General features: G+C 58.8%; 25 protein-coding genes and 5 tRNA genes. 6 read left to right on the top strand and 24 right to left on the bottom strand.

The annotated features are described in order from the left end of the window. Nucleotides 1-11: 11 nt before the first annotated feature. Complete coding sequence (hisS, locus tag A3EC_RS0104245; protein ID WP_018023930.1) at nt 12-1292, bottom strand: histidine--tRNA ligase; 1281 nt, start codon at nt 1290-1292, stop codon at nt 12-14. A gap of 27 nt (nt 1293-1319) precedes the next feature. After that, nucleotides 1320-1982 carry an MBL fold metallo-hydrolase gene (locus A3EC_RS0104240; RefSeq protein WP_018023929.1) on the bottom strand — a complete coding sequence of 221 codons (663 nt, stop codon included), beginning with the start codon at nt 1980-1982 and terminating at the stop codon, nt 1320-1322. Nucleotides 1983-2114: 132 nt separating this feature from the next. Between A3EC_RS0104240 and A3EC_RS0104235 the strand changes: the two genes are divergently transcribed. After that, nucleotides 2115-3011 (top strand): peptidylprolyl isomerase, encoded by an 897-nt coding sequence (locus tag A3EC_RS0104235; RefSeq protein ID WP_018023928.1) that lies wholly within the window; start codon nt 2115-2117, stop codon nt 3009-3011. 103 nt (nt 3012-3114) lie between these two features. Here A3EC_RS0104235 and A3EC_RS0104230 read toward each other — a convergent pair whose 3' ends face one another. From A3EC_RS0104230 to A3EC_RS0104130, 22 genes are all read right to left on the bottom strand, one after another. Continuing rightward, nucleotides 3115-5373, bottom strand: a complete 2259-nt coding sequence (locus A3EC_RS0104230; protein WP_026162193.1) for a RelA/SpoT family protein — start codon at nt 5371-5373, stop codon at nt 3115-3117. After that, nucleotides 5363-5911: an adenine phosphoribosyltransferase gene (locus A3EC_RS0104225; protein ID WP_018023926.1), complete on the bottom strand. Its 549-nt coding sequence runs from the start codon at nt 5909-5911 to the stop codon at nt 5363-5365. Before A3EC_RS0104225 ends, A3EC_RS0104230 begins: the two co-directional genes overlap by 11 nt. Nucleotides 5912-5915: 4 nt before the next feature. Beyond that, the gene (locus A3EC_RS0104220) at nt 5916-7529 is read right to left on the bottom strand and encodes an ABC transporter substrate-binding protein (RefSeq protein ID WP_018023925.1); all 1614 of its coding nucleotides are present in this window, start codon (nt 7527-7529) and stop codon (nt 5916-5918) included. 2 nt (nt 7530-7531) lie between these two features. After that, nucleotides 7532-8701 carry a protein translocase subunit SecF gene (secF, locus tag A3EC_RS0104215; protein WP_018023924.1) on the bottom strand — a complete coding sequence of 390 codons (1170 nt, stop codon included), beginning with the start codon at nt 8699-8701 and terminating at the stop codon, nt 7532-7534. A 2-nt stretch (nt 8702-8703) separates the two neighbouring features. Continuing rightward, nucleotides 8704-10575 (bottom strand): protein translocase subunit SecD, encoded by a 1872-nt coding sequence (secD, locus tag A3EC_RS0104210; protein WP_018023923.1) that lies wholly within the window; start codon nt 10573-10575, stop codon nt 8704-8706. An 86-nt stretch (nt 10576-10661) separates the two neighbouring features. Continuing rightward, nucleotides 10662-10991, bottom strand: a complete 330-nt coding sequence (gene yajC / locus A3EC_RS0104205; protein ID WP_018023922.1) for a preprotein translocase subunit YajC — start codon at nt 10989-10991, stop codon at nt 10662-10664. A 60-nt stretch (nt 10992-11051) separates the two neighbouring features. Continuing rightward, nucleotides 11052-12119 carry a Holliday junction branch migration DNA helicase RuvB gene (gene ruvB / locus A3EC_RS0104200; RefSeq protein WP_018023921.1) on the bottom strand — a complete coding sequence of 356 codons (1068 nt, stop codon included), beginning with the start codon at nt 12117-12119 and terminating at the stop codon, nt 11052-11054. Nucleotides 12120-12131: 12 nt separating this feature from the next. Beyond that, complete coding sequence (gene ruvA / locus A3EC_RS0104195; protein ID WP_018023920.1) at nt 12132-12761, bottom strand: Holliday junction branch migration protein RuvA; 630 nt, start codon at nt 12759-12761, stop codon at nt 12132-12134. Continuing rightward, entirely contained in the window at nt 12758-13366 is a 609-nt protein-coding gene (gene ruvC, locus A3EC_RS0104190; protein ID WP_051061010.1) for a crossover junction endodeoxyribonuclease RuvC, read from the bottom strand. Before ruvC ends, ruvA begins: the two co-directional genes overlap by 4 nt. 135 nt (nt 13367-13501) lie before the next feature. Then, on the bottom strand, nt 13502-14248 hold the full coding sequence (locus A3EC_RS0104185) for a YebC/PmpR family DNA-binding transcriptional regulator (RefSeq protein WP_018023918.1): 747 nt from the start codon (nt 14246-14248) through the stop codon (nt 13502-13504). Nucleotides 14249-14307: 59 nt separating this feature from the next. Beyond that, a complete protein-coding gene (locus A3EC_RS0104180) occupies nt 14308-15174 on the bottom strand; it encodes an acyl-CoA thioesterase (protein WP_018023917.1) in 867 nt (288 codons plus the stop codon). 99 nt (nt 15175-15273) lie between these two features. Next, nucleotides 15274-16173, bottom strand: a complete 900-nt coding sequence (pdxS, locus tag A3EC_RS0104175; protein WP_018023916.1) for a pyridoxal 5'-phosphate synthase lyase subunit PdxS — start codon at nt 16171-16173, stop codon at nt 15274-15276. A gap of 81 nt (nt 16174-16254) precedes the next feature. Continuing rightward, on the bottom strand, nt 16255-16557 hold the full coding sequence (locus A3EC_RS12870; protein ID WP_156812818.1) for a hypothetical protein: 303 nt from the start codon (nt 16555-16557) through the stop codon (nt 16255-16257). A gap of 20 nt (nt 16558-16577) precedes the next feature. Then, nucleotides 16578-17687 carry a glycosyltransferase gene (locus A3EC_RS0104170; protein WP_026162190.1) on the bottom strand — a complete coding sequence of 370 codons (1110 nt, stop codon included), beginning with the start codon at nt 17685-17687 and terminating at the stop codon, nt 16578-16580. Between the two features lie 45 nt (nt 17688-17732). After that, nucleotides 17733-18698 (bottom strand): phosphatidylinositol mannoside acyltransferase, encoded by a 966-nt coding sequence (locus A3EC_RS0104165; protein WP_018023913.1) that lies wholly within the window; start codon nt 18696-18698, stop codon nt 17733-17735. Beyond that, nucleotides 18698-19366: a phosphatidylinositol phosphate synthase gene (gene pgsA, locus A3EC_RS0104160; RefSeq protein ID WP_018023912.1), complete on the bottom strand. Its 669-nt coding sequence runs from the start codon at nt 19364-19366 to the stop codon at nt 18698-18700. Before pgsA ends, A3EC_RS0104165 begins: the two co-directional genes overlap by 1 nt. Nucleotides 19367-19368: 2 nt before the next feature. After that, nucleotides 19369-19920, bottom strand: coding sequence for an ATP adenylyltransferase (locus A3EC_RS0104155; RefSeq protein WP_051060985.1), 552 nt, complete (start codon nt 19918-19920; stop codon nt 19369-19371). Beyond that, nucleotides 19889-21877 (bottom strand): threonine--tRNA ligase, encoded by a 1989-nt coding sequence (thrS, locus tag A3EC_RS0104150; protein WP_245532946.1) that lies wholly within the window; start codon nt 21875-21877, stop codon nt 19889-19891. The genes A3EC_RS0104155 and thrS overlap by 32 nt, the downstream gene beginning before the upstream one ends. 139 nt (nt 21878-22016) lie before the next feature. After that, complete coding sequence (locus tag A3EC_RS0104145) at nt 22017-23237, bottom strand: Dyp-type peroxidase (RefSeq protein WP_018023909.1); 1221 nt, start codon at nt 23235-23237, stop codon at nt 22017-22019. A gap of 46 nt (nt 23238-23283) precedes the next feature. Continuing rightward, nucleotides 23284-23913, bottom strand: a complete 630-nt coding sequence (locus A3EC_RS0104140; RefSeq protein ID WP_018023908.1) for a copper chaperone PCu(A)C — start codon at nt 23911-23913, stop codon at nt 23284-23286. Then, nucleotides 23906-24451: a copper resistance CopC family protein gene (locus tag A3EC_RS0104135; RefSeq protein ID WP_083879941.1), complete on the bottom strand. Its 546-nt coding sequence runs from the start codon at nt 24449-24451 to the stop codon at nt 23906-23908. Before A3EC_RS0104135 ends, A3EC_RS0104140 begins: the two co-directional genes overlap by 8 nt. A 225-nt stretch (nt 24452-24676) precedes the next feature. Continuing rightward, a tRNA-Val gene (locus A3EC_RS0104130) sits at nt 24677-24751 on the bottom strand. Between the two features lie 374 nt (nt 24752-25125). On the opposite strand from A3EC_RS0104130, the gene A3EC_RS0104125 reads away from it, so the two are divergent. From A3EC_RS0104125 to A3EC_RS0104105, 5 genes are all read left to right on the top strand, one after another. Beyond that, nucleotides 25126-25198: transfer RNA gene (locus A3EC_RS0104125), tRNA-Gly, on the top strand. Between the two features lie 65 nt (nt 25199-25263). Then, a tRNA-Cys gene (locus tag A3EC_RS0104120) sits at nt 25264-25334 on the top strand. 19 nt (nt 25335-25353) lie between these two features. Continuing rightward, nucleotides 25354-25428: transfer RNA gene (locus A3EC_RS0104115), tRNA-Val, on the top strand. A gap of 32 nt (nt 25429-25460) precedes the next feature. Next, nucleotides 25461-25533, top strand: a tRNA-Gly gene (locus A3EC_RS0104110). A 138-nt stretch (nt 25534-25671) separates the two neighbouring features. Then, a complete protein-coding gene (locus A3EC_RS0104105; RefSeq protein WP_018023906.1) occupies nt 25672-26400 on the top strand; it encodes a pyrimidine reductase family protein in 729 nt (242 codons plus the stop codon). The last annotated feature ends 8 nt before the right edge of the window (nt 26401-26408 follow it).

Raw genomic sequence — 26408 nt, 5'->3', positions numbered from 1 at the left:
AGAGCTGCTGGCTAGGCCTTGAGTTCCTGCAGCAAAGCGTCAACAAGCCCGGTTAGTCCCACCGTGTGCTGTTCGTGGGCGGCAAGGTCCTTGACCTGCACTTCGCCGGCAGCCAGTTCGGACTCGCCAAGGACCAACGCGAAGCGGGCACCCGCGCGGTCCGCACCCTTCATCGCGCCCTTAAGACCGCGACCGCCGTAGGCCATGTCGGCGCGAATACCGGCGCGGCGCAGATCGTTGATGATGGTGACCATCTGGTCGCGGGCAGCATCGCCCAGCGGTACACCGTAGACGTCAACGCGGCGGCCATCGCCGACCTGCGCCTTCTCCACCTCTGCGGCGAGCAACGCACGGTCAACACCCAAACCGAAACCAATACCCGATAGCGGCTGGCCACCAAGCTGTTCCATCAAACCGTCATAACGGCCGCCACCGCCAATACCGGACTGCGCGCCCAGACCATCGTGCACAAACTCGAAGCAGGTCTTGGTGTAGTAATCCAAGCCGCGCACCATCCGCGGATTCACGACATACGGGATCTGCATGGCATCGAGGTAGCCCTTGACTGCCTCGAAGTGCTCGGCAGCAGAATCCGACAGGTAGTCGAGCATCAACGGCGCATCCGCGGTCATCTCCTGGACCTCAGGGCGCTTATCATCCAGCACTCGCAACGGGTTAATTTCTGCGCGGCGACGAGTTTCCTCATCGAGCGGCAAATCAAATAGGAACTTCTGCAGCGCTTCGCGGTACTGCGGACGGCAGGTGTTATCGCCCAAGCTGGTCAGCTCCAAGCGGAAACCGGTCAGCCCAATGGAGCGGAAGCAGCGGTCAGCCAAAGCAATAATCTCTGCGTCCAGCGCAGGATCATCAACACCAATGGCTTCCACACCCACCTGCTGCAGCTGACGGTATCGGCCCGCCTGCGGGCGTTCGTAGCGGAAGAACGGGCCTGCGTACGCCAACTTCACTGGGAGCTGGCCACGGTCCAGATTGTGTTCAATCACCGCGCGCATCACCCCAGCGGTACCTTCCGGCCGCAGCGTCACCGAGCGGCCGCCGCGGTCCTCAAAGGTGTACATCTCCTTGGAGACCACGTCAGTTGACTCGCCCACCCCGCGGGCGAACAAGCCGGTTTCCTCGAAGATTGGCAGTTCAATGTGCTCAAAACCGCTCAACTGCGCTTGATGCAGGAACGTGTTACGCACCGCAGCGAACTCATTCGACTGCGGCGGCACATAATCGGGAACACCCTTAGGTGCGGAAAACGGCTGAATCTTCGACTTGTCACTCACGCCGATAATCCTACCGGTTGCCGAAAACTACAGCCCCAGCAGGAAGGGGTTGGAGGCGCGTTCGGTGCCGATAGTCGTTTCTGGGCCGTGGCCTGGGTACACGACAGTGGCGTCTTTCAGCGGCAGCACCTTTGTTTTCAGCGAGGTCATCATCGCTTCCGGATCGCCGCCCATAACGTCAACACGCCCAATTGCGCCCTTGAACAGCACATCACCCGAAAAGAGGATGTTCCCGATCTGCAGCATGGAGCAGCCCGGCGAGTGGCCAGGGGCGTGGTGCAGCACAATGTCCAGGTCGGCGGCGGAAATCTGCTCGCCGTCAGTCAAAGTGATGGCGTCGGTGACTGCTTCCATATTCTGCATGTCAAACCCTCGCGACAATGCCGGCGACAGCGACAACCGCGGGTTTTGCAGCATGAAGTTATCGTTTTCGTTGATGTAGACCGGCACATCCCAGTTCGCGCGCACGTCCCCAACATCGCGGGTGTGGTCTAGGTGACCGTGGGTCAGCACGACGGCCGCCGGCTGGATATCCTCCTGCGCGGACAGTTGCTTAATCCAGTCCGCAGCGCCGTAACCAGGGTCAATGACGATGCACTTGGTTGGCCCGTCGACCTCCGACTTCGCCTCCGGGGCAACCACATAGCAGTTAGTCTGCAACGGCCCGGTTGCATACGCGAATACTCGCACGGAATTTCCTTTCCCTGGCAAACATAGAACTGAAGAAATACTACCCGACCCTAGCAACACAACGCGAAGGTTAACGGGCATAATCGTTCGAAGAGAATGTATTGCCCATTTCTTTGAAGGACATCAAGAATCGTGACCAGTAATCGGGAACTTCGCGAACAATCGCTGAAGAAGTTGGACAAAGAACTCAAGGCGCGCCGACGCGCAGAGAAGCTGCGACCGCTAGGTGTAGTCGTCGCCGCCCTCGCCATCATCGTCGTGCTCGTCGGCGGTATTTGGTTCGCCGCGACCCGCGACGGTCAGTCCGAGGAAGAAATCCAGGCGTCCGAAGAGGAAACCTCCACTCCGGAAACCCCAGAAGCACAGCCGCTGCCGACCGCACGCACCACCCCACTGCCGGCTAATGTCACCTGCGAATACCCAGATGAGATGGGTCCAGATGGCAAGCCAATGAAGGCATCGCGCGATGTGACCAAGCCGGAGACCGAGAATATTTCGGCGCGCGGCAAGGTCACCGTGGTTTTCAAAACCAACCAGGGCGACATCCCCGTGGAGATGGACCGCGACTTGGCTCCATGTGCCGTCAACAGCGTGCAGTCGCTGATTGAACAAAAGTTCTACGACGACACCAAGTGCCACCGCCTGACCACCGACGGCATCTACGTCCTACAGTGCGGTGACCCAGACGGCACCGGCGCTGGCGGCCCAGGCTACACCATGAAGGAAGAGTTCCCAGGCGACGAAATGGGCGATACCCCATCGGTCGCACCGTCCCTCTACGAGCGTGGCACCTTGGCAATGGCGAAGAAGGCCACCCCAGGTTCGACCGGTTCGCAGATGTTCTTCACCTACAAGGATTCCCCACTTGCCCCGGAGTACACCGTGGCTGGCAGGATCAGCGATGATGGTCTGAAGGTGCTGGATAAGATTGCCGAAAAGGGCATTGCTGAGCCGGAAGGTCAGCCTGCCGCCGGCGACGGCGAGCCAAAGGACGAAGTGCGCATTGAACAGGTGGTCATTGAGTCCTAGTTTCTGGGCTTATTGACGAATAGAGGCGGCGAACGCTCGGTAACCAAGACCGAGGTTCGCCGCCTCTTCGCTATCCGCACTAACCGCTGGGTGGTCGGGCTGATTAGCCGCCCGAGGTCACGCGGTACACGTCGTATACACCTTCGATATCGCGCAGCCTGCGGATGATGTACCCCAGTTGCTTGGTATCGGACACTTCAAACGTCAACCGGCTGGTTGCTACTCGGTCTGGTGACGTCTGTGACGCCACCGCAAGCAGTGGAATATGCTCATCGGAAATCAAACGAGTGATATCAGACAGCAACCGGTGCCGGTCCAAAGCTTCCACCTGAATGGATACACCAAAGACATTGCCCGACAGCTCCGATGCCCACGAGACTTTTACAATGCGTTCTTCGTCAGCTTTGAGCTTCTCGGCGTTAGTGCAGTCATTGCGGTGCACCGACACACCACCACCGCGGGTGATATAGCCAAAGATGGCGTCACCAGGCACTGGGGTGCAACACTTGGCCAGCTTTGCCAACATGTCGGAAGAGCCTTCCACCAACACGCCACCGCTGCTCTTTTGACGCCGCGCATCCGAGAACTGCGAATGCGGTGTCCGCGCCGCGAGAACTTCCTCCGCCTCGTCCAAGCCGCCGTAGTGCGATACCAGCCGGTTGAGCACATGCCGTGCTGACAAAGAGCCTTCGCCGATGGCGGTATAGAGCGAATCGATGTCGTGGTAGTTCAGTTCGGAAGCCACGGTGCGGATGGCGTCTGGTGTAAACAGGCGGTGCATTGGCAAGCCACCGCGCTGGACTTCCGCGGCCAACGCGTCTCGTCCGGATTCGAGTGCCTCTTCGCGGCGTTCCTTGGCAAACCACTGCCGTATTTTGGCTTTAGCGCGCGGACTGACCACGAAGCTCTGCCAGTCCCGTGACGGCCCTGCGTTGTCGTCCTTGGAGGTAAACACTTCCACCCGGTCACCAGACTTCAGTGTCGATTCCAGCGCCACAAGCTTGCCGTTAACCTTCGCCCCGATGCAACGGTGCCCCACTTCGGTGTGCACCGCATAAGCGAAGTCCACCGGGGTTGCGTCAGTAGGCAACGTAATAATGTCGCCCTTCGGGGTGAAGACGAAAATCTCCGCCGCAGTCATTTCATAACGCAGCGCATCCAAAAACTCATTCGGGTCGGCGGCTTCGCGCTGCCAATCCAGCAGTTGGCGCATCCACGCCATCTGCGAAACTTCCGCGGTTTCCCGCCCGTTTTTGCCTTTGGCTTCCTTATAGCGCCAGTGCGCCGCAACGCCGAACTCGGCGTTGAAGTGCATCTCGTGGGTGCGGATCTGCACTTCCAGTGGGCTGCCGCCCGGACCAATCACGGTCGTGTGTAGCGACTGATAGACACCAAAACGTGGCGCGGAAATATAGTCTTTGAAGCGCCCCGGCATCGGTTGATACAACGCGTGAACAGCGCCGATTGCGGCGTAACAGTCGCGAGTGGTGTCCACCAGGATCCGGATGCCGACGAGGTCAAAAATCTCGTCAAACTCGTGTCCGCGGACAATCATCTTCTGGTAAATAGACCAATAGTGCTTTGGTCGGCCCATGACTTCCGCATCAATATGCGACTTCTTTAGGTCCGCAGTGACTTCCTCAACGACCTTCTTCAGGTATTCGTCACGCTGGGGCGCCCGGTCGGCAACCAGCCGCACAATCTCTTCGTACTTCTTTGGGTACAAAATCGCGAAAGCAAGGTCTTCAAGCTCCCACTTGACGCTGGCCATACCCAAGCGGTGCGCGAGCGGCGCGATCACTTCCAGAGTTTCTCGGGCCTTCTTCACCTGCTTTTCCGGCGGCAAGAACCGCATGGTGCGCATATTGTGCAGGCGGTCGCAGACTTTAATCACCAACACCCGCGGGTCCTGGCTCATCGCTACAACCATTTTGCGCACTGTTTCTGCTTCCGCAGCGGACCCCAGCGCCACTTTGTCGAGCTTGGTCACACCATCAACAAGCTGCGCGACCTCCGCGCCGAAGTCATTTTCCAGGTCCTGCAGCGAATAGTCAGTGTCTTCGACAGTGTCATGCAGCAATGCCGCCACCAACGTGGTGGTGTCCATGCCGATTTCCGCTGCAATGGTTGCCACCGCCAGCGGGTGCGTGATGTACGGTTCACCCGATTTACGGAATACGCCTTCGTGCAGCCGCTCCGCGGTCTCATACGCCCGAGACAATGCGCTGAAGTTTGCCTTCGGATGGAACTCTCGGTGCAACGCCACCAGCGGGTTGATCACCGGGTTGAACTTTGACCGAGTTCCGGTCAGGCTGCGCGCTAGCCGTGCACTATAGAACCTCGCTCCTCGTTCATTGGCCATTCACGGCCTCTTTCAGTACTGACACTGGGGTTGGCTCTAGGCGTTCGCGGCCACCAAGGCCAGGCACTTCAATAACCACTGCGGTACCGGTGACGATTCCGCCGCCGCGTTCCATCAGGTTTTTCGCCGCGGCCATGGTGCCGCCAGTTGCTAACACGTCATCAATAATGACGACTCGTTTGCCTGCGACGGTCACACCAGTAGATGGTATCTCCAGTGCCGCCGAGCCGTATTCCAAGTCATATTCTTCGGTGAGGACCGATGGTGGCAGTTTGCCCTGTTTACGCACGGCCAATACGCCGAGGCCAAGTTCGTGGGCGACAGCTGCGCCAAGTAGGAAACCGCGGGCGTCAAGACCGGCGATAATATCGCAGCCGTAGCGTTGTGCTTCTTCGGCAAGAGCTGTGGTGACGAGCCGGAATCCGTCAGCGTCAGCGAGCACGGGGGTCAGGTCTTCAAAAACGACGCCGGGCATTGGGAAGTCCGGAACTTTCCGAATCAAGTCCTGCAAAGCTAATTGCACATCAGCGTAGGCCATATTCCTACTCACTTTCACTGTCGGTCCAGCGGTCCATATTCCAGCCTAAACCGGACTCGCTAGTGTTAATTACTACGTTACCTACTCGGTCCGAGGTCACAAACGTCCTCGGTTGAACTGATAGCGGAATGGTCGGGACTGTATCCCACAGCGCTTTCTCCGCCTCAATGAGAGCTTCCCGTGGCCCGAGGTCAGCATGCACAGTGCCCTGACGGGTACCGATGCCTTGGAACACTAGGTCCGGGTTAATTGCGTGCAAGAAGGCATCGGCTTTCGGTGCGTCTTTAAGCGCTGACAGGTCAGCTTTGTCACCAAGTTCTTTGGTGACATCCACCACGGTGATGCCATGTTCTGCGCAACTATCCGCCATCGACTTCACCATTGCAGCATACCGGGCATCACTGTCGTGGTACGCCACTCGGATAGTCGATCCAGCTAGTGGCTGCGCCGCAGCGGCATCAGCATGCAGGTAAGCCTGCTCGAGCTGCTTCACGTTACCGAATGCCGGATGGTCACCAGGCAGCAACCGTGTTGCGGCTGGCTTTACGTCCACTCCGGCAACACTGCCCGATGCCGCCGCAACTTTCTCCCGGTCCAGGCAGGCATTAAATGCCAACCGTGCCTCCGGCGTCGCTAATGTGCCGACATCAGAAATGGTGAGCTGATCAATCAGCGTGCCGGTCCGCGTCACGGTCTTCATCGCTGGCAAGTTCTCCGCAGGTGCTGCCCACTCGGCCTCTTCCCCGCCATGCAAATCAGCCAGATGCAGCTTCCTTTCCTCCCGCAACTGCGCATAGTTCGCATTGCGTGGCCACATCATAATTTGTTCAATATGCGGCTTATCGCCCCACCAGTGCTCATTAGGCACCAACAGCAGCCCGCCGTGTTCGGCGAAACTAGATAGTTTGTATGGGCCCGACGACAGTTGCACCTGCTCATCGATCTGTTGAGTCGGATCTAGGTCAAAGATGGTTTCCCATGCGTGGGCAATGCGATCCAGCTCTTCTGGCTGCTGCTCAGTAAGTGCCGCCACCATGTCCGGAACGTTGGCATGTTGGGCGACAATATGGGCCGGCAGAATCGTTCCGGCTGGGAATAGTCCCCGCCAGCCATCGTCCACACCGTCCTTGAGGGTGACGGTTGCTTCCCGGGAACCGGCTTGGCAATCAAGCTTGGTGACGATATCGGTCAGCGGTGAATATGCATTGAAGTGGTCCGTGTGCAATCCGGCCGCCCACGACAGAAGCAAGTCGTCACACACCATTGGTCGGCCATCGGACCAAGCAGACTTCGAATTGAAGGTGTAGCGGATTTGACGCGGAGTTCCAGGCAGCTCTTCAGTCGTAAGCAGGTCCGAGTTGGGAATCAACTGACCGTCGGGGCCGAAGAAAAATGCGCCAGGTAGCACTCGAGAAATCACTTCCCGCGTGCCCGCGACTGCGCCATCCAACGTGGCGGCGTTAGTGGTCAGCGGAGTCGAGCCAATTGCCACGCCTACCGCTTTCGGGAAGTTACGTTCTTCCGGAGCGACATCCTCCGGTTCTGAACTACAGGCAGCGGTGGCTGCCACACAGACTGCCGCCATGACAGCGGCTGCAGTCTTCCGCCAACCACGCATGACTACTGCCCCGGACGCCAGGTACCGCCGGTTTCAGGAGCAGTAGGAGTTTCCACCACAACCTGGCGGCGTGGTGCCTTATCCGAGGACTGCGCCTCATCATTTTCTTCCGATGCTGCGTCGCTGCTTCCGTCAATAAGCGCAGTGCCGGAACGCTCCGCTTCAACCTCGCGGTTATGCTTCTGCACGGCGGCGCGCTTGGAATGCAGCCACACCAAAATTGGCGAAGCCAGGAAAATCGAGGAGAATACGCCCTCAATAATGCCGATAAACTGGACCAACGCCAGGTCAGCAAGGGTACCGACACCAAGCAGCCACACCGCAATCACCATCAGCGCAGCAATTGGCAGCACCGAAATAACCGTGGTGGACACCGAACGCATAATCGTTTCGTTGACGGCGCGATTAACCAACTCGCCGTAGGTATTGCGCTTTTGGTGATGGAAACCTGCAGTTAGTTCCTGCACCTTGTCGAAGACAACGACGGTGTCGTACAGGGAGAACGACAGCACGGTCAGCAAACCAATGACAGTTGCTGGGGTGACTTCGAAACCGAACAGGGCGTAAAAACCAGCGATGACAATGCCGTCGACAGCCAATGCTGCGATGGCGGCGATAGCCATGTCGCGGGAAAAGACAACCATGATGTAGAGGAACACCAAGCCGAGGAAGACGCCCATCGCGATGACCATCTTCTTGGTGATGGAGCTACCCCAAGACTCGGACACGGTGGAGTCACCGACCGCGTCTGGGGAAACCTGACCGGAGGCATCCAGTGGCTTGAACTCCTCATAGAGAGCTAGGCGAGCCTTCGTGGTTTCCTCTTCGGACAGGCGCTCAGAGGTGATCTCGAGGATGCGGGCATCGCCTTGGCCGACAATCTGCACCTGCTGCGGTTCAACGCCAGTAGCTTCCGTGAACACATCGGCTGCGTTGTCTTCGGCAATCGACGCGGCCGGCAACGTCATTTTGGTGCCGCCCTGGAAATCAATACCAAAGTTGAAACCGCGAATCGCCATGCCGCCGAGGCACAGCAGCAAAATCACGCCGGTAATGACGAAAATGCGTTTGGTGTTGCCGATGAAGTTGAAGGTGGAAATGCCGTCGGCAATCCCGGACAGCGTGTTCTTCTGCTTCCGGGTCTGCTGGGTGGTCGTAGCTGCTTCAGTCATTGTTAATTCTCCTTGCCGGCAGCGACAGGTTCAGCGGCCGATTCTTCGGCACGGCGCTGCTGAGCAACCTTCATCACCGAGCCCAGACCCGTCAGGGCCGGTTTCTGCAGTGCAGGTTTGCGCGATGCCAGGATAACGAGCGGCGCGGTCACCAGGAATGCGGTCACCAAGTCGAAGATGGTAGTCAGGCCCAAGGTGAATGCGAATCCGCGAACATCACCGATGGCGAGGATGTACAACACCACAGCTGCAATCAGGGACACGAAGTTACCGGACCAAATGGTACGCCGCGACCGTTCCCACGCCCGTGGCACTGCCGAGCGGATGGTACGGCCATTGCGGACCTCGTCCTTGACTCGCTCGAAGTACACCACGAAGGAGTCGGCGGTGGTGCCGATACCAATGATGATGCCGGCGATACCGGCTAGGTCGAGGCTGTAGCCAATCCAACGGCCGAGCAGAACCAGCACACCGAAGACCATGGCGCCGGCACCAGCAAGGGACACCAGGGCCAGCAGGCCGAACGCGCGGGCGTACCACAGGATGAAGACCGCGACGAGCGCCAAGCCGACGGCACCAGCAATCAGACCCGCTTCCAGAGAAGCAGCACCAAGTGACGGCGGAATGGACGTGACGGTACCGCCGGTTTCACCGTTTTCACCGGCAAAGCTCAGTGGCAGTGCGCCGTAGCGCAGGTTGTTCGCCAGGCTCTGGGCTTCTTCCTGGGTGAAGGAACCGGTGATACGAGTGGCCTGGCCGGCTGGCGTTGGCTCTTGAATAGTTGGTGCGGAAATTATCTGCGAGTCCAACGTGATGGCGACCTGCTGGCCCACCATGTCCTGGGTCAGCTTCGACCAGGTCTCGCCGCCCTTGTTGGCATCGGAGGTCTTGAACTTGAATACAATTTCCATCTCACCGGTCTGAGTGTTTAGACCACCGGAAATTGGGCTGCCAGTGTCGATAGATTCACCGGTCAGTCGCTGTGGGTCCTTCTCGTTCTCCTGGCCAACCAGCGGCGGCACAGCGCCGAGGAACTTTGCGACGCCATCGCTGGTGTCGCAGGCCAGCAGTGGCTTGGCTGGGTCGTCGTTGCCCGCCAGTGGGTCGAGCGTGTCTTCGTCACCCTCGCCACCGCATCGCATCAGGCCCATTGCCGCGTACATGGTGGTGTGGTCTTCAGACTGGCGGGAAGCCTTAGCCTCGTCCAGTGCAGCTGCGCGCCGCTCCGCAGCGACAATCGAGTTGGCTGGCTCTTCTGGCGCCTTCTCGGTCACCGTCGGCACCTTGCCAAAGTCCACCTCTGGCATGGCGCTTGGGTCTAGGCCCTGCTGCGCAAGCTGGTCACGCTGGGCCTTCTGGCTCAAAATCCACTGTTCGTGGGCTTCCTTCAGCCGCGTGTTGGCCTCTTCCGGAGTCAAGATTCCGGTTTTGACCCAGCGGTTAGCCATATCAGTGGTGGCTTGGTTGACCTTCTCTAGGTCCACGTCCGACAGCTGCTGGACCGGCCGGAAATTCATCTTGGTGGTTTGGCCCAGCTGACGGGCTTCCTGCCCGGAGCTTCCAGGCACTGTGATGACCAGCGAGTTGCCGTCGGAGATAACTTCCGCACCGGATACGCCCATGCCGTTAACACGATTCTCCAGAATCATGCGGGCTTGGTCGAGTTGGTCTTTCGTTGGTTCTTGGCCTTGTGGCACCAAGGTCACTCGGGTACCACCCTGCAGGTCGATACCGAGTTTTGGTGAAAGGGTTTTCTCACCGGTGGTGAAGATCAAGGTGTATACCAAGACCAGCAGCGCAATGAAGCCGACGATGGCCCATTGTGGCCATGAACGACTCGATGCACCGCCGCGGCGTGCTTTGGCTTTAATCACTTGTGGGAAGCTCCTGCTTGGGCATCAATGTGCGCACCTACAGTACGCGCTTGCCGGAGCTGGCACGAAGTGTAGGTGCGCAGAGGTTACTTGTCGGTTTCGTCCTGAATCGCCTGCGGATCCTCGTCAGCTTCTGGCGCAGGGCCAGCGGCGCGGGTTTCCGCGGTCAGGTTCTTAATGACCGCCATTTTCTCCCAGGTCATAATGACGCCCGGGGCAACTTCCAAGTCCACGGTGTCTTCAGCAACGGCATTAATAATGCCGTGCACACCAGAGGAAGTTTGAACGTGATCGTTTTCCTGCAGTTCGGTCTGCATCTGGCGGACCTTCTGCAGTTCCTTGTTCTGCTTCCGGATCTGCATCATTGGCATGATGAGGAACAGAAGCAAAACACCGGCAATTAGCAACATTTCCATGCCGTTCAGTGTGCCATGACTGCCCCCACAATTTCGATTCGGGGCAGTCGACGCGCCGGTTTATGGCAAATTCAATGCACCTGGTGTGCCTTCTGGAGGTGTCAACCCGAGATGCAGCCATGCGGCTGCCGTTGCTACTCGACCCCGTGGTGTTCGTGCGAGCATTCCCGCACGCACCAAGTATGGCTCGCATACTTCTTCAATGGTGCCCGGTTCTTCACCGACCGCCAGCGCGAGCGAACTGACCCCGACTGGCCCACCGCCGTGGTTGCGCACTAGTGCGGACAACACTGCTCGGTCGAGCCGGTCCAAACCCAGCTCGTCGACGTCGAACACAATCAGCGCTGCTTGCGCCGCACCAAGGTCGATATTGCCGTTGGTGTGTACATCGGCGAAGTCGCGGACGCGGCGCAGTAGCCGGTTCGCGATGCGTGGGGTGCCACGGGAACGGCTGGCGATTTCAATGGCGGCATCATCAGTAATGGGCACATCAAGAATTCGGGCGGCGCGTGCGACCACTTGGGTCAGGTCCGAGGCGTCATAAAACTCCATTTGCGCGGTAAATCCGAAGCGGTCGCGCAGCGGTCCGGTGAGCATGCCGGAGCGAGTTGTTGCCCCCACCAGGGTAAATGGCGGAATTTCCAACGGGATAGAGGTCGCCCCGGGGCCTTTGCCGACGATGACGTCAATCCGAAAGTCTTCCATCGCCATGTACAGCATTTCTTCAGCTGGCCGAGCAATGCGGTGAATCTCATCAATGAAGAGCACGTCGCCCTCCATCAGGTTCGACAGCATCGCCGCCAAATCTCCAGGCCGTTCCAACGCCGGACCGGACGTCATCCGGAGTGCGGTGCCCAATTCCTGCGCAATAATCATTGCCAGCGTTGTTTTACCAAGCCCCGGCGGCCCTGACAGCAAAATATGGTCCGGCGCCACAGCTCGGCTCCGCGCCCCTGCGAGCACTAACTCCAGCTGCTCGCGAACTTTCGGCTGGCCAATGAACTCCCCCAGCGACTTTGGCCGCAGGTTCAGCTCCGCGTCGGACTCACCGTGTTGCATCACGGGGTCAACGGCGCGCTGCTCGTCAGATTCGGCGAATCGGAACTCAGTGCGTTCGACGTCACTCATGCGCTTCCCCCATTAGCTATTCGCCTTCCCACGGCCCAGCAGCGCCAAGGCTGCTCGCAGCGCACCAGACACATCAAGCGCAGGATTCTCATTGAGCGCCTGCTCGGTTGCCACTTCTGCTTCGGATTCGTTGAATCCCAGGCCCAGCAGTGCCGGTACCACCTGGTCGACAATGCGTGCGCCCTGTGGGCTTATTGACGGTTCGGAGCCGCCGCTCACACCGGCGGCATCGGTCTCCGCGTAACCGGCGACCTTATCTTTGAGCTCCAAGATCATTCGGTCCGCTACTTTCTTGCCGACACCTGGAACTCGCTGCAATGACTTATTGTCTTTGCTGGCAACCGCTGCCGCGATTTCTGCGGGAGTGAGCGTTGCTAGCACTGCCATGGCTAGGCGTGGCCCAAGCCCGGATACAGTTTGCAGCGTGGCGAACATGTCTTTGGCGGAAGCCGATTCAAAACCGTAGATGGTCATGGCATCTTCGCGAACGACCATAGTCGTCAATAAGCTCGCTTCTTCGCCGCGGATTAAGGTGCCCAGCACCCGCGGGGTGGTGGAGACTAGGTAGCCAATGCCGCCGCATTCAATAACGGCATAGTCGATACCAATGTCTTGCACTACGCCACGCAAGGACGCAATCATGCGGTTACTCCTCCAGTTTTCCGGCCGCTACCACCAGGGTGCAGCCGACGTGATTCTACCTGCCGGGCCTTCTCATGGGCAGCCTCCAGCTTCGCCAACTGCGCAGCGCGACGGGCTTCGATTTCCTTTTCCCGCGCTAGCATCGGGGCGCGCCAACAGTGGCAAATGGCCAGTGCTAACGCATCGGCGGCATCGGCTGGTTTCGGCGCTTCGGCGAGCCCCAGAATCCGGGTCACCATAATGGTCATTTGGGACTTATCTGCCCGGCCGTTGCCTGAAATAGCTTTCTTCACTTCCGACGGGGTGTACATGTGCACCGGGATGTTCTTGCGGGCAGCTGCCAACACCAAAACGCCTACCGCATGCGCGGTGTGCATGACGGTAGAAACGTTAGACCGCTCGAAAATGCGCTCGATGGCGACTACATCTGGCTGGTAGCGCTCAATCCATTCTTCCGCACCCACAGTCAGCCGCAACAGCCGCTCCGACAGCTCAGCATCAGCAGGCGTGCGTACAACACCCGCAGCCACCGGGACCACGCTTCGACCCCGACCGCCTTCACAAATGGACAGGCCACAGCGTGTCAAGCCTGGGTCAATTCCCATGACTCGGATTTGTCCTTCGGTACGCTGCGCCACTGCCCTGCCTTCCACTATGCTGCTGCTGATCAAAAAATGCCTAGGCGGGAAAGCCCACCTAGACATTCAAATTAGCACAACTGCTCGAACAAGCGTTGGAAGCTAGAGTTGTGCGATGACTTCTTCGCTCAGATCCATGTTCGTAAACAGGTTCTGCACGTCATCGAGCTCTTCGAGCTGGTCGATGAGCTTCATCATCTTCTGCGCACCCTCGAGGTCTAGCGACACTTCCACCGTTGGGCGGTAGTCCGGCTCGGCGGAGTCGTACTCGATGCCAGCTTCCTTCAGCGCGTCGCGGACCGCGTTCAAGTCCGACAGTTCTGACACGACTTCGAAGTTCTCACCGAGGTCATTGACCTCTTCCGCGCCAGCTTCCAGGACCGCCATCAGCACATCGTCCTCGGTCAGGTCCTTCTTTGGCAGTACGGCCACACCCTTACGGTTGAACAGGTAGGCAACCGAACCTGGGTCTGCCATATTGCCGCCGTACTTCGACATGGTCGAGCGGGTGTCGCCTGCTGCACGGTTGCGGTTGTCGGTGAGGCATTCCACCAGCACCGCCACACCACCTGGGCCGTAGCCTTCGTAGAGGATGGTTTCGTAGTCAGCACCACCGGCTTCTTCGCCGGCACCACGCTTGCGGGCACGCTCGATATTGTCGTTCGGAACGGAAGCCTTCTTGGCCTTCCGAATCATATCTTCCAGCGTTGGGTTGGCTGCTGGGTCGCCGCCGCCGGTGCGTGCAGCAACTTCAATGTTCTTCACCATGCGGGCAAATTCTTTACCGCGCTTAGCGTCGTTTGCAGCCTTCTTGTGCTTAGTTGTGGCCCATTTTGAGTGGCCTGCCATGTAAGTTCTCCTGAACTAAAATTTTTCGATTGTAAGATCCCACTGTAGGCCAGTGGCCGCTACTTGGTGTAAAAGGTCCCGTTTCGGGTCGGCACGCCCTCGGCGCCAGGTCGCAGCAGTCGGGTCAAACCTTCCTGCACCACATACGCCACTAGGTCACCGTCGCGGTTGAAGATTTTGCCCTTTGTCAACGCCCGTCCGCCTTCTGCCGACGGTGCTACCTGGTCGTAGAGCAACCATTCATCAGCGCGGAATGGCCGCAAGAACCACATTGCATGGTCCAAAGATGCTTCCTGCACCTGCACACCTGGGTGCGGCACCATGGCGGACGTCAGCAGGGTCATATCCGACATATACGCCAAGGTACAGACGTGGAAGGTGTCGTCATCAGGCAGTCGGTCCTTCGCGCGGAACCACACGACCTGCTGCGATGGCGTGTAAGGGTTGTGTTTGAACTGGTCCTGCGGCACGATGCGGATGTCCCAATCGCTCCACTCGCTCAGCAGCAGTTTTTGGGTCGGCGACAGCCGGTCGTATTCCGGTTCAATATCTTCCGGCATCGGGACGTCGCGCATCTTGTCGGCGTGTTCTGGTCCGACGTCGTCTCGGCGGTGGAAGCTGGCCTGCATCACGAAGATCGGCTGGCCGTTTTGCACTGCTTTGACGGTTCGGGAGGAAAAACTGCGGCCATCCCGAAGGCGGTCGACAAGAAACACAGTGGGGATTTCTGGTCGACCGGGGGCAACAAAGTAGCCGTGCAACGAGTGCACGTCCTTGTCGCCATCAACTGTGGAGGTCACCGCGACGAGGGCTTGGGCTGCCACTTGGCCACCGAAGGTGCGCTGCAGACTAGTTTCAATAACCGGTCCCCGGAAAATATCGAGGTCGATTTGTTCCAGGTTCAGCACCGCTTCGATTTTGCCCATGTGGCGTCCTCCTCGTCATTGCGCCTGGCACCACTGGTGTGCGCAGGTCGTAGGGTTCTCCTCCAGTATTACCAGCCGAACTGTTGCCCGGAGGTTGGTTTACCAGCCGCGCTCGGACAGGCGGTGCGACACTGGCAGTTCATCCACGTTCAGGCCGACCATTGCTTCGCCCAGGCCGCGGGAAACGTCCGCGATGACCTTTGGGTCGTTGTAGTGCTTGGTTGCAGCGACGATGGCCTTTGCGCGCTGTTCTGGGTTACCGGACTTGAAGATGCCGGAGCCAACGAACACGCCGTCTGCACCGAGCTGCATCATCAGCGCAGCGTCGGCTGGGGTGGCGATACCACCGGCGGTCAGCAGTGGCACTGGCAGCTTGCCGGTGCGGGCTACTTCCACAACCAGTTCGTATGGTGCCTGCAGTTCCTTAGCTGCGACGTAGAGCTCGTCTTCAGCCATGGAGGTCAGGCGGTTGATGTCAGCGCGGATGGTGCGCATGTGGGTGATGGCGTTGGAGACGTCGCCGGTGCCAGCTTCGCCCTTGGAGCGAATCATCGCGGCGCCTTCGTTGATGCGACGCAGTGCTTCACCGAGGTTGGTTGCACCGCAGACGAATGGGGTGTCGATGCCCCACTTGTCGATGTGGTTGGTGTAGTCAGCTGGGCTGAGCACCTCAGATTCGTCGATGAAGTCGACACCGAGGGATTCCAGGACCTGTGCTTCGACGAAGTGGCCGATGCGAGCCTTGGCCATCACTGGGATGGACACCGCTGCAATGATGCCGTCAATCATGTCTGGGTCGGACATGCGGGATACGCCACCCTGGGCGCGGATGTCTGCTGGGACTCGTTCCAGCGCCATCACTGCGACAGCACCGGCTGCTTCAGCGATCTTGGCCTGTTCTGGGGTCACCACGTCCATGATGACACCGCCGGTCAGGTGGTCAGCCTTGCCTCGGTTGGCACGTGCCTTCGGGGCATGTGCAGCTTCAGAATTGCTCACGTTGATTCTCCCTGTTTAAGGAATTGGAATGTTTCACATCGTAGTGGGTAACTAGACAAATCTGTCCATTGGGGTCGGGTTTTATCGACTCTGCAACAAATCCACGTAGTACGGCAGCGGAGCCGTCCCCGCCAGCCGCAGCGCCCGCACAATCCGGTTATCCCGAATTCGTCGGGTTTCCCGTACCGCATCATTGTAGATGTGTGCTGCTAGCACTTTGCTTTTTGACGTTGTGGGCGACGGTCGCGTCGCCGCTGTCTCATTGACGTGTTCCCAGATCTCTCGGGTCATATCGATTCGCCGGTGCAGCTGGTCAAGCCGTCGAGCAGCGCTGATCGCACTGAGCACCATCAGGCTAACCCCAACACCCGATACTACCGCCATTGTGGATCGCACTCGGCTGCTCATCGCACACTCACTTTCGCCCCAGTTGCTGTCAGTACCCGATACACATCGGTAACGTCCGCTGCCAGTACGCCCCAGTCGAACTCGCGTGCTCGGGCATGACCGGCGGCCACTAATTTTCGCCGGGCATTATCGTCGCTAAGCAATCGGTTAATGGCCGTGGCAAAACTGCGACCGCAGCCGGTTGTGCATAGCGTACCGGCGGCGCCGTTTTTCGTCACGGCGCTAAAGGCCGGCAAGTCGGAGGCCACCACCGCTGCGCCGGCCGCCATCGCTTCCACCAGGACAATTCCGAAGGATTCACCACCGGTCTGCGGGGCGACATAAATGTCACTATTAGCCAGGACCTGCGCCTTCTCAGCTTCCGACACGCGACCCAGGAAGGTGATCTGCTCGCTGCCAGAGCGGCAGGCCCGGCGAACGGCATCTGCATCTCCGTCGCCGACCACGAGGAGCTCAGCCGTTGGGTGGGCGGCGTGAATCTGTGGCCACGCCTCGATAAGTACCCGCATGCCTTTGCGTGGCTCATCGAAACGGCCGAGGAAACAAATACGGGGATGGTCTGCCGGTTCCGGTGCAGCTTGAAAGTCCTTGACCCAGATCCCGTTCGGAATGACCAGCGGGTTCTTCCCCAACTGCTCAACCTGCCACGTCCTCGCGGTCTCCGACACCGCAATGCCGACGGTGATCTTCTCCAAAATGGGAGTCAGCACCGGCTGTGCCAGTCGCAGTGCCCACGAGCGTTCCAACGCGGAATGGTAGGTAGCCACCACTGGCCCCTCTACCAGCAACAACGCGGTCATGGAGAAGCTTGGTGAGTTCGGCTCGTGGATATGCAGCACATCGAACTGCCCCGCCAGCAACCACTGCTTCAGTTGCCGCCGTGCTTTCGGGCCCAGCCGCAGACGTGCCACCGAGCCGTTATATGGAATCGCGATGGAGTCGCCGCCAGGCACAAAAAAGTCGGGCAGCTCCGGTGAGCCGCTTCCCGGACCAATCAAGCTGACATGGTGGCCAGCAGCGTGCAGCGCAGTGCACAGGCCAATCGCGTGTGCCTGCACTCCGCCGGGCGTATCGAAACTGTACGGGCACACCATTCCAATTCGCAGCGGCCGATCAGGCTGGTTCTGCGTCATTGTGTGTTCGCTCGTCATCTAGGTCTCAGCTGCCTCAGCACCGTCTGCCTCAGCACCGTCAATGTTGCCGCGGTTGATATGCGCTAGGTGCGTCTGCGGCAAATCTGCCAGCCACTGCGGTTGCAGCATATGCCAGTCCGCAGGGTGCGCTGCGATGCCAGCTGCGAAATTGTCCGCAATGTGCTGCACAAGTTCGGGCAGCGGACGCTCGGTCGGCAACGGCTCGGAAATGGATTGCCCCCAACCATTCGCGGTGTACCACAAATGCACCGTGTGCAGCGCGCAGCCAGTATCTTGCGCCAACTTTGCCGCGCCGGCGGGCATCCGGGTTTTCTCTCCGAAAAAGTCCACTTCCACACCCCGCGCCCGCAGGTCCCGCTCCCCCATCAAGCACACAATGCCGCCAGACGCCACGACTTCTCGCAGTCGCGCATAAGGGGCAACACCACCGGTCAGCGGCAACACTTCAAACCCCAGCGACTGACGATACTCGACAAACGCGTCATAAAGATGCGCAGGTTTTAGTCGCTCCGCCACCGTGGTGAACTGACCATATTGGCTAACACACCACACCCCGGCCATATCCCAGTTGCCTGAATGTGGCAGCACCAGCACCACACCCCGCCCAGCGGCCACAGACTGGCGAAGATACTGCTGCCCATGCGTATTCGCCGTCAAAGCCGCAATGAGCTGCGGGTAGTTCGCGGAGGACGTAAGCGTCGGCAAGCGGAATGCCTCCACCCAATACCGGGCGTAACTGCGCATGGACTGCGCAACCAACGCATTGGGGACCGCGGACGGCTCACATCCCACTACCCGCGCCAGGTTACTGCGCAGTTGGGCAGGTCCGGCGCCGTCACCGGAGAGTTTTGTTGCGGCCAAAGCTGCGAGCTTATTGACGGGGCCGGGCGGCAACTTCCCCACCACTTTCCAACCCGCGATATACCCGGCGGCGGCAAGACGCTCAGACCAATTCATCGGCATCAATCCTGGTCAGGTACGGGGTGCTGAAAAGTGCGGGCACCAGCTGGGGCGGCAATAAAAGCGCGGGCCTCTGGCTGTGCATGCACTTGCCACAGGCGCTGCGCGACGGTGACAACCGAACCTGCCGCAAGCAGCCACAGCGCGATGTCAATGGCATAGGGCACGCCAAAACCCTGCAAACCCAAGCCAACCAGGGCGATGATGAGGCGTTCTGGTCGTTCGACGAGGCCGCCGTCAACCGTCAAACTGGATGCCTCGGCGCGGGCCTTGACGTAGGAGGTGACCTGGGAACCGATAAGTGCGATACCGCAGGCGGCCAGCAATGATGGGTGCGGCTGGTAGGTGAACATGAGCCACCACGCAATACTGGCCAGTAGTGCGCCGTCTGTGAGCCGGTCACACGAGGCGTCTAGGACCGCGCCGAATTTCGTGCCGCCACCACGCAGCCGGGCCATCGTGCCATCGACCATGTCCAGTGCGGTGAACAGACCACAGAGCACTGCCGCCCACACGAGATGGCCGGTAGGAATCAGCGTGACGGCCAAGGCAACCGAAATGGTCGCCCCCAGGAGGGTCATTGTGTTGGGGCTAATACCCAGCTTGTTCACAGTCCGGGCCACTGGCTCGACAATCTTCGCTGCCGCCCCCCGGCCGTGCAAACTCAACACAACTAACTTTCCTCCCAGGCTTCTGCCAACAGGCGACGAGTATCCCGCAACAACTGCGGCAATACCTTCGTTTCGTCGATAACGGTAATGAAATTCGCGTCGCCCGACCAGCGTGGCACCACATGCATATGCAGATGGTCACGGACCGAACCACCCGAGCCATTACCTAGATTAAACCCAACATTAATGCCATGCGGGTTCGAGACTCGCTTCAAAGTCCGGATCGCCTGCTGCGCAAACGCCATCAGCTCCGCGGACTCAGCGGCAGTCAGGTCTTCCAACAACCCAACTTTCCGATACGGCACCACCATCATGTGGCCACTGTTGTACGGAAACAGGTTCAAAATGCAGTAGACCAGCTCACCGCGCGCCACAATGAGCGCGTCCTCGTCGCTGCGCTTTGGGGCGTCGACGAAAGGTTCCGCGGTCCTGTTGTCCTTATTTGTGATGTAAGCAGACCGGAAGGGGGCCCAGAGCCGCTCTAGGCGACCCTGCTCCCCGACACCGTTGTCTTCGTACTCGCTAGGCGCGCCGTGCTGCAACGTTGACCTCATTAGGTTGGTCATTGATGCGTTCGCGGACCCACTCCGTCACCAAGCTCACGGCCTCGTCAACTGGTACGCCGTTAATCTGGGTGCCGTCCAGGAAGCGGAAGGACACGGCCCCTGCCTCCACGTCGCGGGCACCGGCCAGCACCATAAACGGCACCTTCAAGGTGGTGTGGGTTCGAATCTTCTTCTGCATCCGGTCATCGGATTCATCAACCGATGCGCGAATACCATTGGCCTTCAGCTTGGCGGTGAAGTCTTCCAGGTGCGGTGCGAAATCATCCGCCACTGGAATACCGACGACCTGCTTAGGTGCCAGCCATGCTGGGAACGCGCCGGCGTAGTGCTCAGTGAGCACGCCAAAGAACCGCTCAATAGAGCCAAACAGCGCGCGGTGAATCATAATTGGGCGCTGCTTAGTGCCATCTGGTGCGGTGTACTCCAGCTCGAAACGCTCCGGCAGGTTGAAGTCCAACTGCACCGTCGACATCTGCCAGGTACGGCCGATGGCGTCCTTTGCCTGAACCGAAATCTTCGGGCCGTAGAACGCAGCTCCGCCTGGGTCTGGCACCAAGTCGAGGCCAGAGGCGTCGGCAACGCGCTGCAGGATGCTGGTCGAACGCTCCCAAATCTCATCCGAGCCGACGAACTTCTTCGGGTCCTTCGTGGACAGTTCTAGGTAGAAGTCGTCCAGACCGTAGTCGCGCAGCAGGGAAATGATGAAGTCCAGCACGCCGGTCAGTTCGTCTTCGAGCTGGTCTTCGGTGCAGTAGATGTGGGCATCGTCCTGGGTGAAGCCACGAGCACGGGTCAGACCGTGAATCACACCGGACTTCTCATAGCGGTACACCGTGCCCATCTCGAACAGTCGCAGCGGCAGTTCGCGGTAGGAGCGGCCGCGGGAGGAGTACACCAGGTTGTGCATTGGGCAGTTCATTGGCTTGGCGTAGTAGTCCTGCGCCTGCTTGGTGACATTGCCTTCTGCGTCAGTTTCGCCGTCGAGCTGCATCGGAGGGAACATGCCATCGGCGTAGAAGTCCAGGTGACCAGACTGCTTGAACAGGTCGCCCTTGGTGATGTGCGGAGTGTAAATGAACTCGTAGCCAGCTTCGACGTGGCGGCGGCGGGAGTGGTTTTCCATCTCCAGGCGAATAATGCCGCCATTGGCGTGGAAGACTGGGAAGCCGGAGCCAATTTCATCCGGGAAGCTGAATAGGTCAAGCTCTGCGCCTAGACGGCGGTGGTCGCGGCGTTCAGCTTCCGCCATCATCTCTTCGTACTCAGCCAGCGCTTCCTTCGACTCCCATGCGGTGCCGTAAATGCGCTGCATGTCGTCGTTGTTCTGGTCTCCGCGCCAGTAGGCGGCAGACGACCGAGTCAAGGTCACAGCTGGGATGTAGCGAGTGGTTGGCACGTGAGGGCCACGGCACAGGTCGAACCATTCCACCTCGCCGGTACGCGGGTTGACGTTGTTGTAGGCGGTCAGCTCGCCGGTGGCGTCGACATCTGCATCTTCATCCAGGACAGTGCCCTTGGACTTGTCGTCGATGATCTGCAGCTTGTACGGCTCGTCTTTCAGTGCCTCGCGGGCCTGATCCAAGGACTCCCATGCAATGCGTTCGAACTTCTGCCCCGACTTGATGATCTTCTTCATCCGCTTTTCAATGCGGGCGAGGTCTTCTGGGGTGAAGGCGTGATCGGTTCCGAAGTCGTAGTAGAAACCGTCGTCGATAGCAGGACCGATGCCGAGCTTGGTGCCCGGGAATTCGGCTTGCACGGCCTGGGCCATGACGTGGGTGGCGGAGTGTCGAATCACTCCACGGCCAGCTTCCGTATTAGCTGGAATTGCGGTGACCTTGGTGTCTTGGGTTGGTACCCACGACAGGTCCTTGAGTTCACCTTCTGGGTCCTGAACGCAGACGATGGCTTCTGGGCCCTTATTAGGCAAATCTAGGTCACGCATCACTGCGCCTGCGGCTTCGCCAGCAGGCACAATGAAGGATTCTAGGGCGGTTGGTGTCGACACTTTTGATAGCTCCTTGGCTGATCGGATGGCGGCTACATACCTGGTAGCTGCCATGGACCCCTATACCCTACTACTGCTACGACTCCAGTAGTTTCTGGCCCCAGTATTCTTCGGGGCCAGTGCCCGCCGGAATGGCGTACACCGCAGAACCAATATGGAAAATCCACTGGTTAAGCCGGTCGGACTTGTCCAGACGCTGCTGAATCGGGTCGAATTGCGCCAGCGGGTCTTGCTGGAAGCAAATGAACACCAGCCCGGTGTTGGAGGTGAAGCGATGGCCCGGCTGCGGCGGCAAATCATAGTTGTAGACTCGGCGCAGCAGCTTCTCATTCGGCTTTCCATCTGCTGGCATCGATAGCGCCATGTGGCTATTGCGGTCGATGACTGGCAGACCGTATTTGTCTCGGGCTTCCATATCCGGCTTGTCGTACTCATTTTCACCGGTCAGGGGCGCACCGGTGTCCAAGGTGCGGCCAATCACGGTTTCCCGAGATGCCCGGTCGAGCACATCCCAGCCGTCGAGGTCCATTTCGATGCGCCGCACCACCATTGCTGTGCCGCCCTTGAGCCAGTCTGGCCCATCATTAATCCAGACGATGTCGTCAAGTTCTTCTTCGGAACGTGGGTTAATGGTCCCGTCGAGCTGGCCGAACTTATTGCGCGGAGTGTGCCCCTTTTCAAAGGAACCATTCGCGTTCAAAAAGCCTTCCTGTACCCATTTAATGTCCACATACCGAGCGCCACCTTTAAGGAGGTAGCGGGCAGCGTGAGACAGGGTCAGGGAATCATCACAGCAGATTTGGAGGCAGAGGTCAGTCTCACCCCATTTTTCATCCAATTCATCTCGGCTGTATTCCGGCAGTGGTTTGAGCCATTCCGGTGCTTGGTATTCCAGGCCGGCCTTTTTCAGTAGACCGCGACCGAAACCGACGGTGGTGGTCAAGCTGGCAGTTGATTCCAGCAGTTCCCATTCCAGGTCAGCCAGGCCGGCGCCACCCTGGGTCATCCGGCGGGCGTCGTCGGTCCACAGGCGCATCAGTCGAATGATGCCTTCTCGGTCGACATCCTTTTTCAGGTTCAGGCCGATGAGCCATAGTCGAGCTTGCGCCGGGGTGGCGATGCCGGCCTGGTGGGGGCCGTCGAAGTCGACGCGTGCCTCCACTAGGGGCTGCTTTTTGTCGGCGGCGGCTTGCGGGTCGTCGTCGGAGGAGCATGCAGAAAGCGACACTGCTCCTGCGCTGATTCCTGCTGCACCGGCAGCAGTGAGGAAGGTACGTCGACGAAGCTTGTCGCTCATGGGTGTTACACGCTCTCCTTAGATCAAATAACTAGCGTTCGGTTAACTAGTGGTTGTGGCCGGCGTGTTCATCCATGCCGGTGTCCTGCTGCAGGCTGCCGTCTTCGCCGTAGTTTTCCTCACCGGATGCCTGCTCACGAACTGGGATGTCAACCTGATGTTCGGTGCCGTCAGCGAACTTCAGGGTGAACTTCAAGCTGTCACCGGCTGGGATCTCATCCTTGATCTTCATCAGCATCATGTGGTCGCCGCCTGGCTTCATTTCGTGGCTTTCGCCTGCAGGGATGGTGAAGCCTTCTGGCTTGTGGGTCATGGTGCCGTCGATGGTTTCGTGCAGCTCCAGGACTGCGCCTTCTGGCAGGCCTTCAACCGAGAAGTCCTTCAAGGTCATTTCCTTGTCGGTGCCGTTTTTCAGGGTGCCGAAGCAGCCGGTCATCATCTGCTTTTCCTTAGGGGTGGCAGCATCTGGGTTACCTTTACCCTTTGCCTTGCAGTATGCGCCTTCCAGCGTCATTTCGGACGCTGTTGCTTCCGACGAAGCCTCGGATGCACCGGTGGTTGCAGAGGTCGATGCGTCGTTGGCCTTGTCGGAAGCCTCTTCGCTGTTGGTGCAACCGGTGATGGTCAGGGCAGCTGCAGCGAAAACGGCGGCTAGGGCGCGGCGGTGGTTAATCATTCGATTGTTCCTTTCGGCTGAGGAAGATGATGGCTCCAATAGCGATGACTGCGAATCCAATGCCAGCGGCGATAATGAATGGCATGTTGCTGGATTCGGTCTCAGTGTCAGGTTCATCGGCAGTGACCACTACTTCGTCTCCGACCGAGAAACCGATTTTCCCGCGTGTGGAGTGACCGTCTGAGGAGGTGATTTGAAACCCGACGATGTAGTTTCCGTCTGGGGTTTCAGTTCCTTCGGGAATCGCAATCCGCACCTGCTGGTTTTCCAGCTCCGGTTCGCCGCTGTAGACGACGGTTCCGGTTTGCTCATGGGTGATGGCAACGGTGTTGTAGGTTTCCTTCGGAATGCCCGAGAAAGTCATTTCAATAGTGCGAGGGAACTCATCAACATGGCCGCCATCAGTGGGTACTGACTTAATGACAGAGTCGTGCGCCTGAGCTTCAGGCATCACCAACACCATTGACATCACGGTCAAGATGCTGACTGCCAACAGGGCGGCGATATTGTTCATTGCCACCCGACAGCGTTGAGTCATCAATCTTCCTTCTTTCGGTAAAGACCCGACGATTGCGGATCACATAAGTAGTCGGAGGCCAGTTGCGAAAAGTTCCCCGCTGTTGATTACTCGGGGTTTTCGGGGGTGCTGGGCATCAGCTCCGCTAGCGCTAACCTGCAGTTTCACTAAAAACTGTACGCCACAGTCCAGACAACGCAAAGAACCCAAGGCACAGCACTGTCATGCTTAACCTTGGGTTCGTCGTGGTGGTCCCAGCTGGGATTGAACCAGCGACCTTTCCGGTGTGAACGGAACGCTCTCCCACTGAGCTATGGGACCGCAACGAGATGAAAAGTTAGCACGGTCCACAGAGTTTCACCTAATCGCACAGCTCTGAGCACTTTTCCTTCCGCACCCTTGTGCACGAGGTGTGCGACCACCGCCGGGCCGATGAGGGGGCCAATGAGGGTTAGGACTTAGGGGCTTATTGACGATTTGGGTGACCCACTCACCCATGCGGACCATTCTCGGACCATTCTCGGGCCATTCTCGAAGCACCACTAAACCCCATCGATGTAATTTAGCGTCACATTCGCGGCCAACTACTCACCTCAGTTTTGCGGAGCTACCTGCAGATTTGTGTTTATTGGAAGTGTCCGGCTAATGTTTGTTCTCGCACCAAGCAAACGGCACAGCCAAGAAGCACGGTGCATGCGGATGTAGCGCAGCTGGTAGCGCATCACCTTGCCAAGGTGAGGGTCGCGGGTTCGAATCCCGTCATCCGCTCTGGTTTTTGAATAGTTATCACCTTCGGGTATAACTTGAGAAAGCCGCAGAGGCGGAAACGCCACGGTGGAATGGCCGAGTGGTGAGGCAACGGTCTGCAAAACCGTGCACACGGGTTCGATTCCCGTTTCCACCTCAAAGCCTTACGGCTCCAAGCGCGATTAGCTCAGCGGGAGAGCGCTTCCCTGACACGGAAGAGGTCACTGGTTCAATCCCAGTATCGCGCACCAAATCATCTTTGATGAATGTCGAAGCTGATTGTGCGGATGTAGCGCAGCTGGTAGCGCATCACCTTGCCAAGGTGAGGGTCGCGGGTTCGAATCCCGTCATCCGCTCTGAGTACCGCCCTCGGTGAAGAAGAGATCCTATCACCGAGGGCGGTTTTGTATTTTGCTGTCAGGTACTTTTGGTTTTAACCACTTTTGCACCCATGGCAACTTCTGCCATGGTCCCGACAAGCAGGAGCACTGACGATGGACACGATTGATATGGACAAGCTGATCGGCCCAACACTGCCGGCCACTACCCCGGAAACCCGTGCGGTGGCTATCCAGTCGATTAATGGTGTCGCCAGCATCGGTGGTTCGTCGCATGTGCTCGGCAACGATAATGATGCAGCACTGCTTCAGGGTCTTCGCCAATGGTCGGATGTCATTTTGGTCGGTGCGACCACCGTGGTGGCGGAAAGCTACGGCCCAGTGCATTTCCCGCAGGATGTTCGAGAGCTTCGGCGCTCCCGCGGCCAACTGTCGAACCCTCCGATTGCCATCTTGTCGCACAACCTCAGCCTCGATCCTCAGTCCGCATTCTTCACAGAGGCCGCCACCCCACCGATCATTGTCACGCCGGTGCCTACCGAGCCCGACATCGTCAATAAGCTCAAAGCCCTGCAGGACGCAGGCGCGCAAGTCATTCACCCACCAAAACCAGGTGTGGCGGCCGCAATTTCAGCTTTGCAGGACCACGGGTTTCAGCGAGTGGTGTGCGAAGGCGGGCCAACGGTCTACGCCCAGGCGTTTGCCGCGCAGGCTATTGATGTGCTGCACCTGACTATTGACCCACGCATCAATTACCCAGTCAAAACCCGTACGTTCAGCGGGAATTCAGCATCCTTGGACTCCCAGTTCACTCTGGAAGACCACAGCTCCGATAATGCCGGCATGCTCTTTCTGCGCTACCGCCGTGTTATGTCAGGTCAGTAGTTGCAAGC

This window comes from Corynebacterium ulceribovis DSM 45146 (assembly GCF_000372445.1).
Lineage (GTDB): Bacteria > Actinomycetota > Actinomycetes > Mycobacteriales > Mycobacteriaceae > Corynebacterium > Corynebacterium ulceribovis.
The sequence above is the reverse complement of the archived record's forward strand: the minus strand, read 5'-3'. Positions and strand labels throughout refer to the sequence as shown.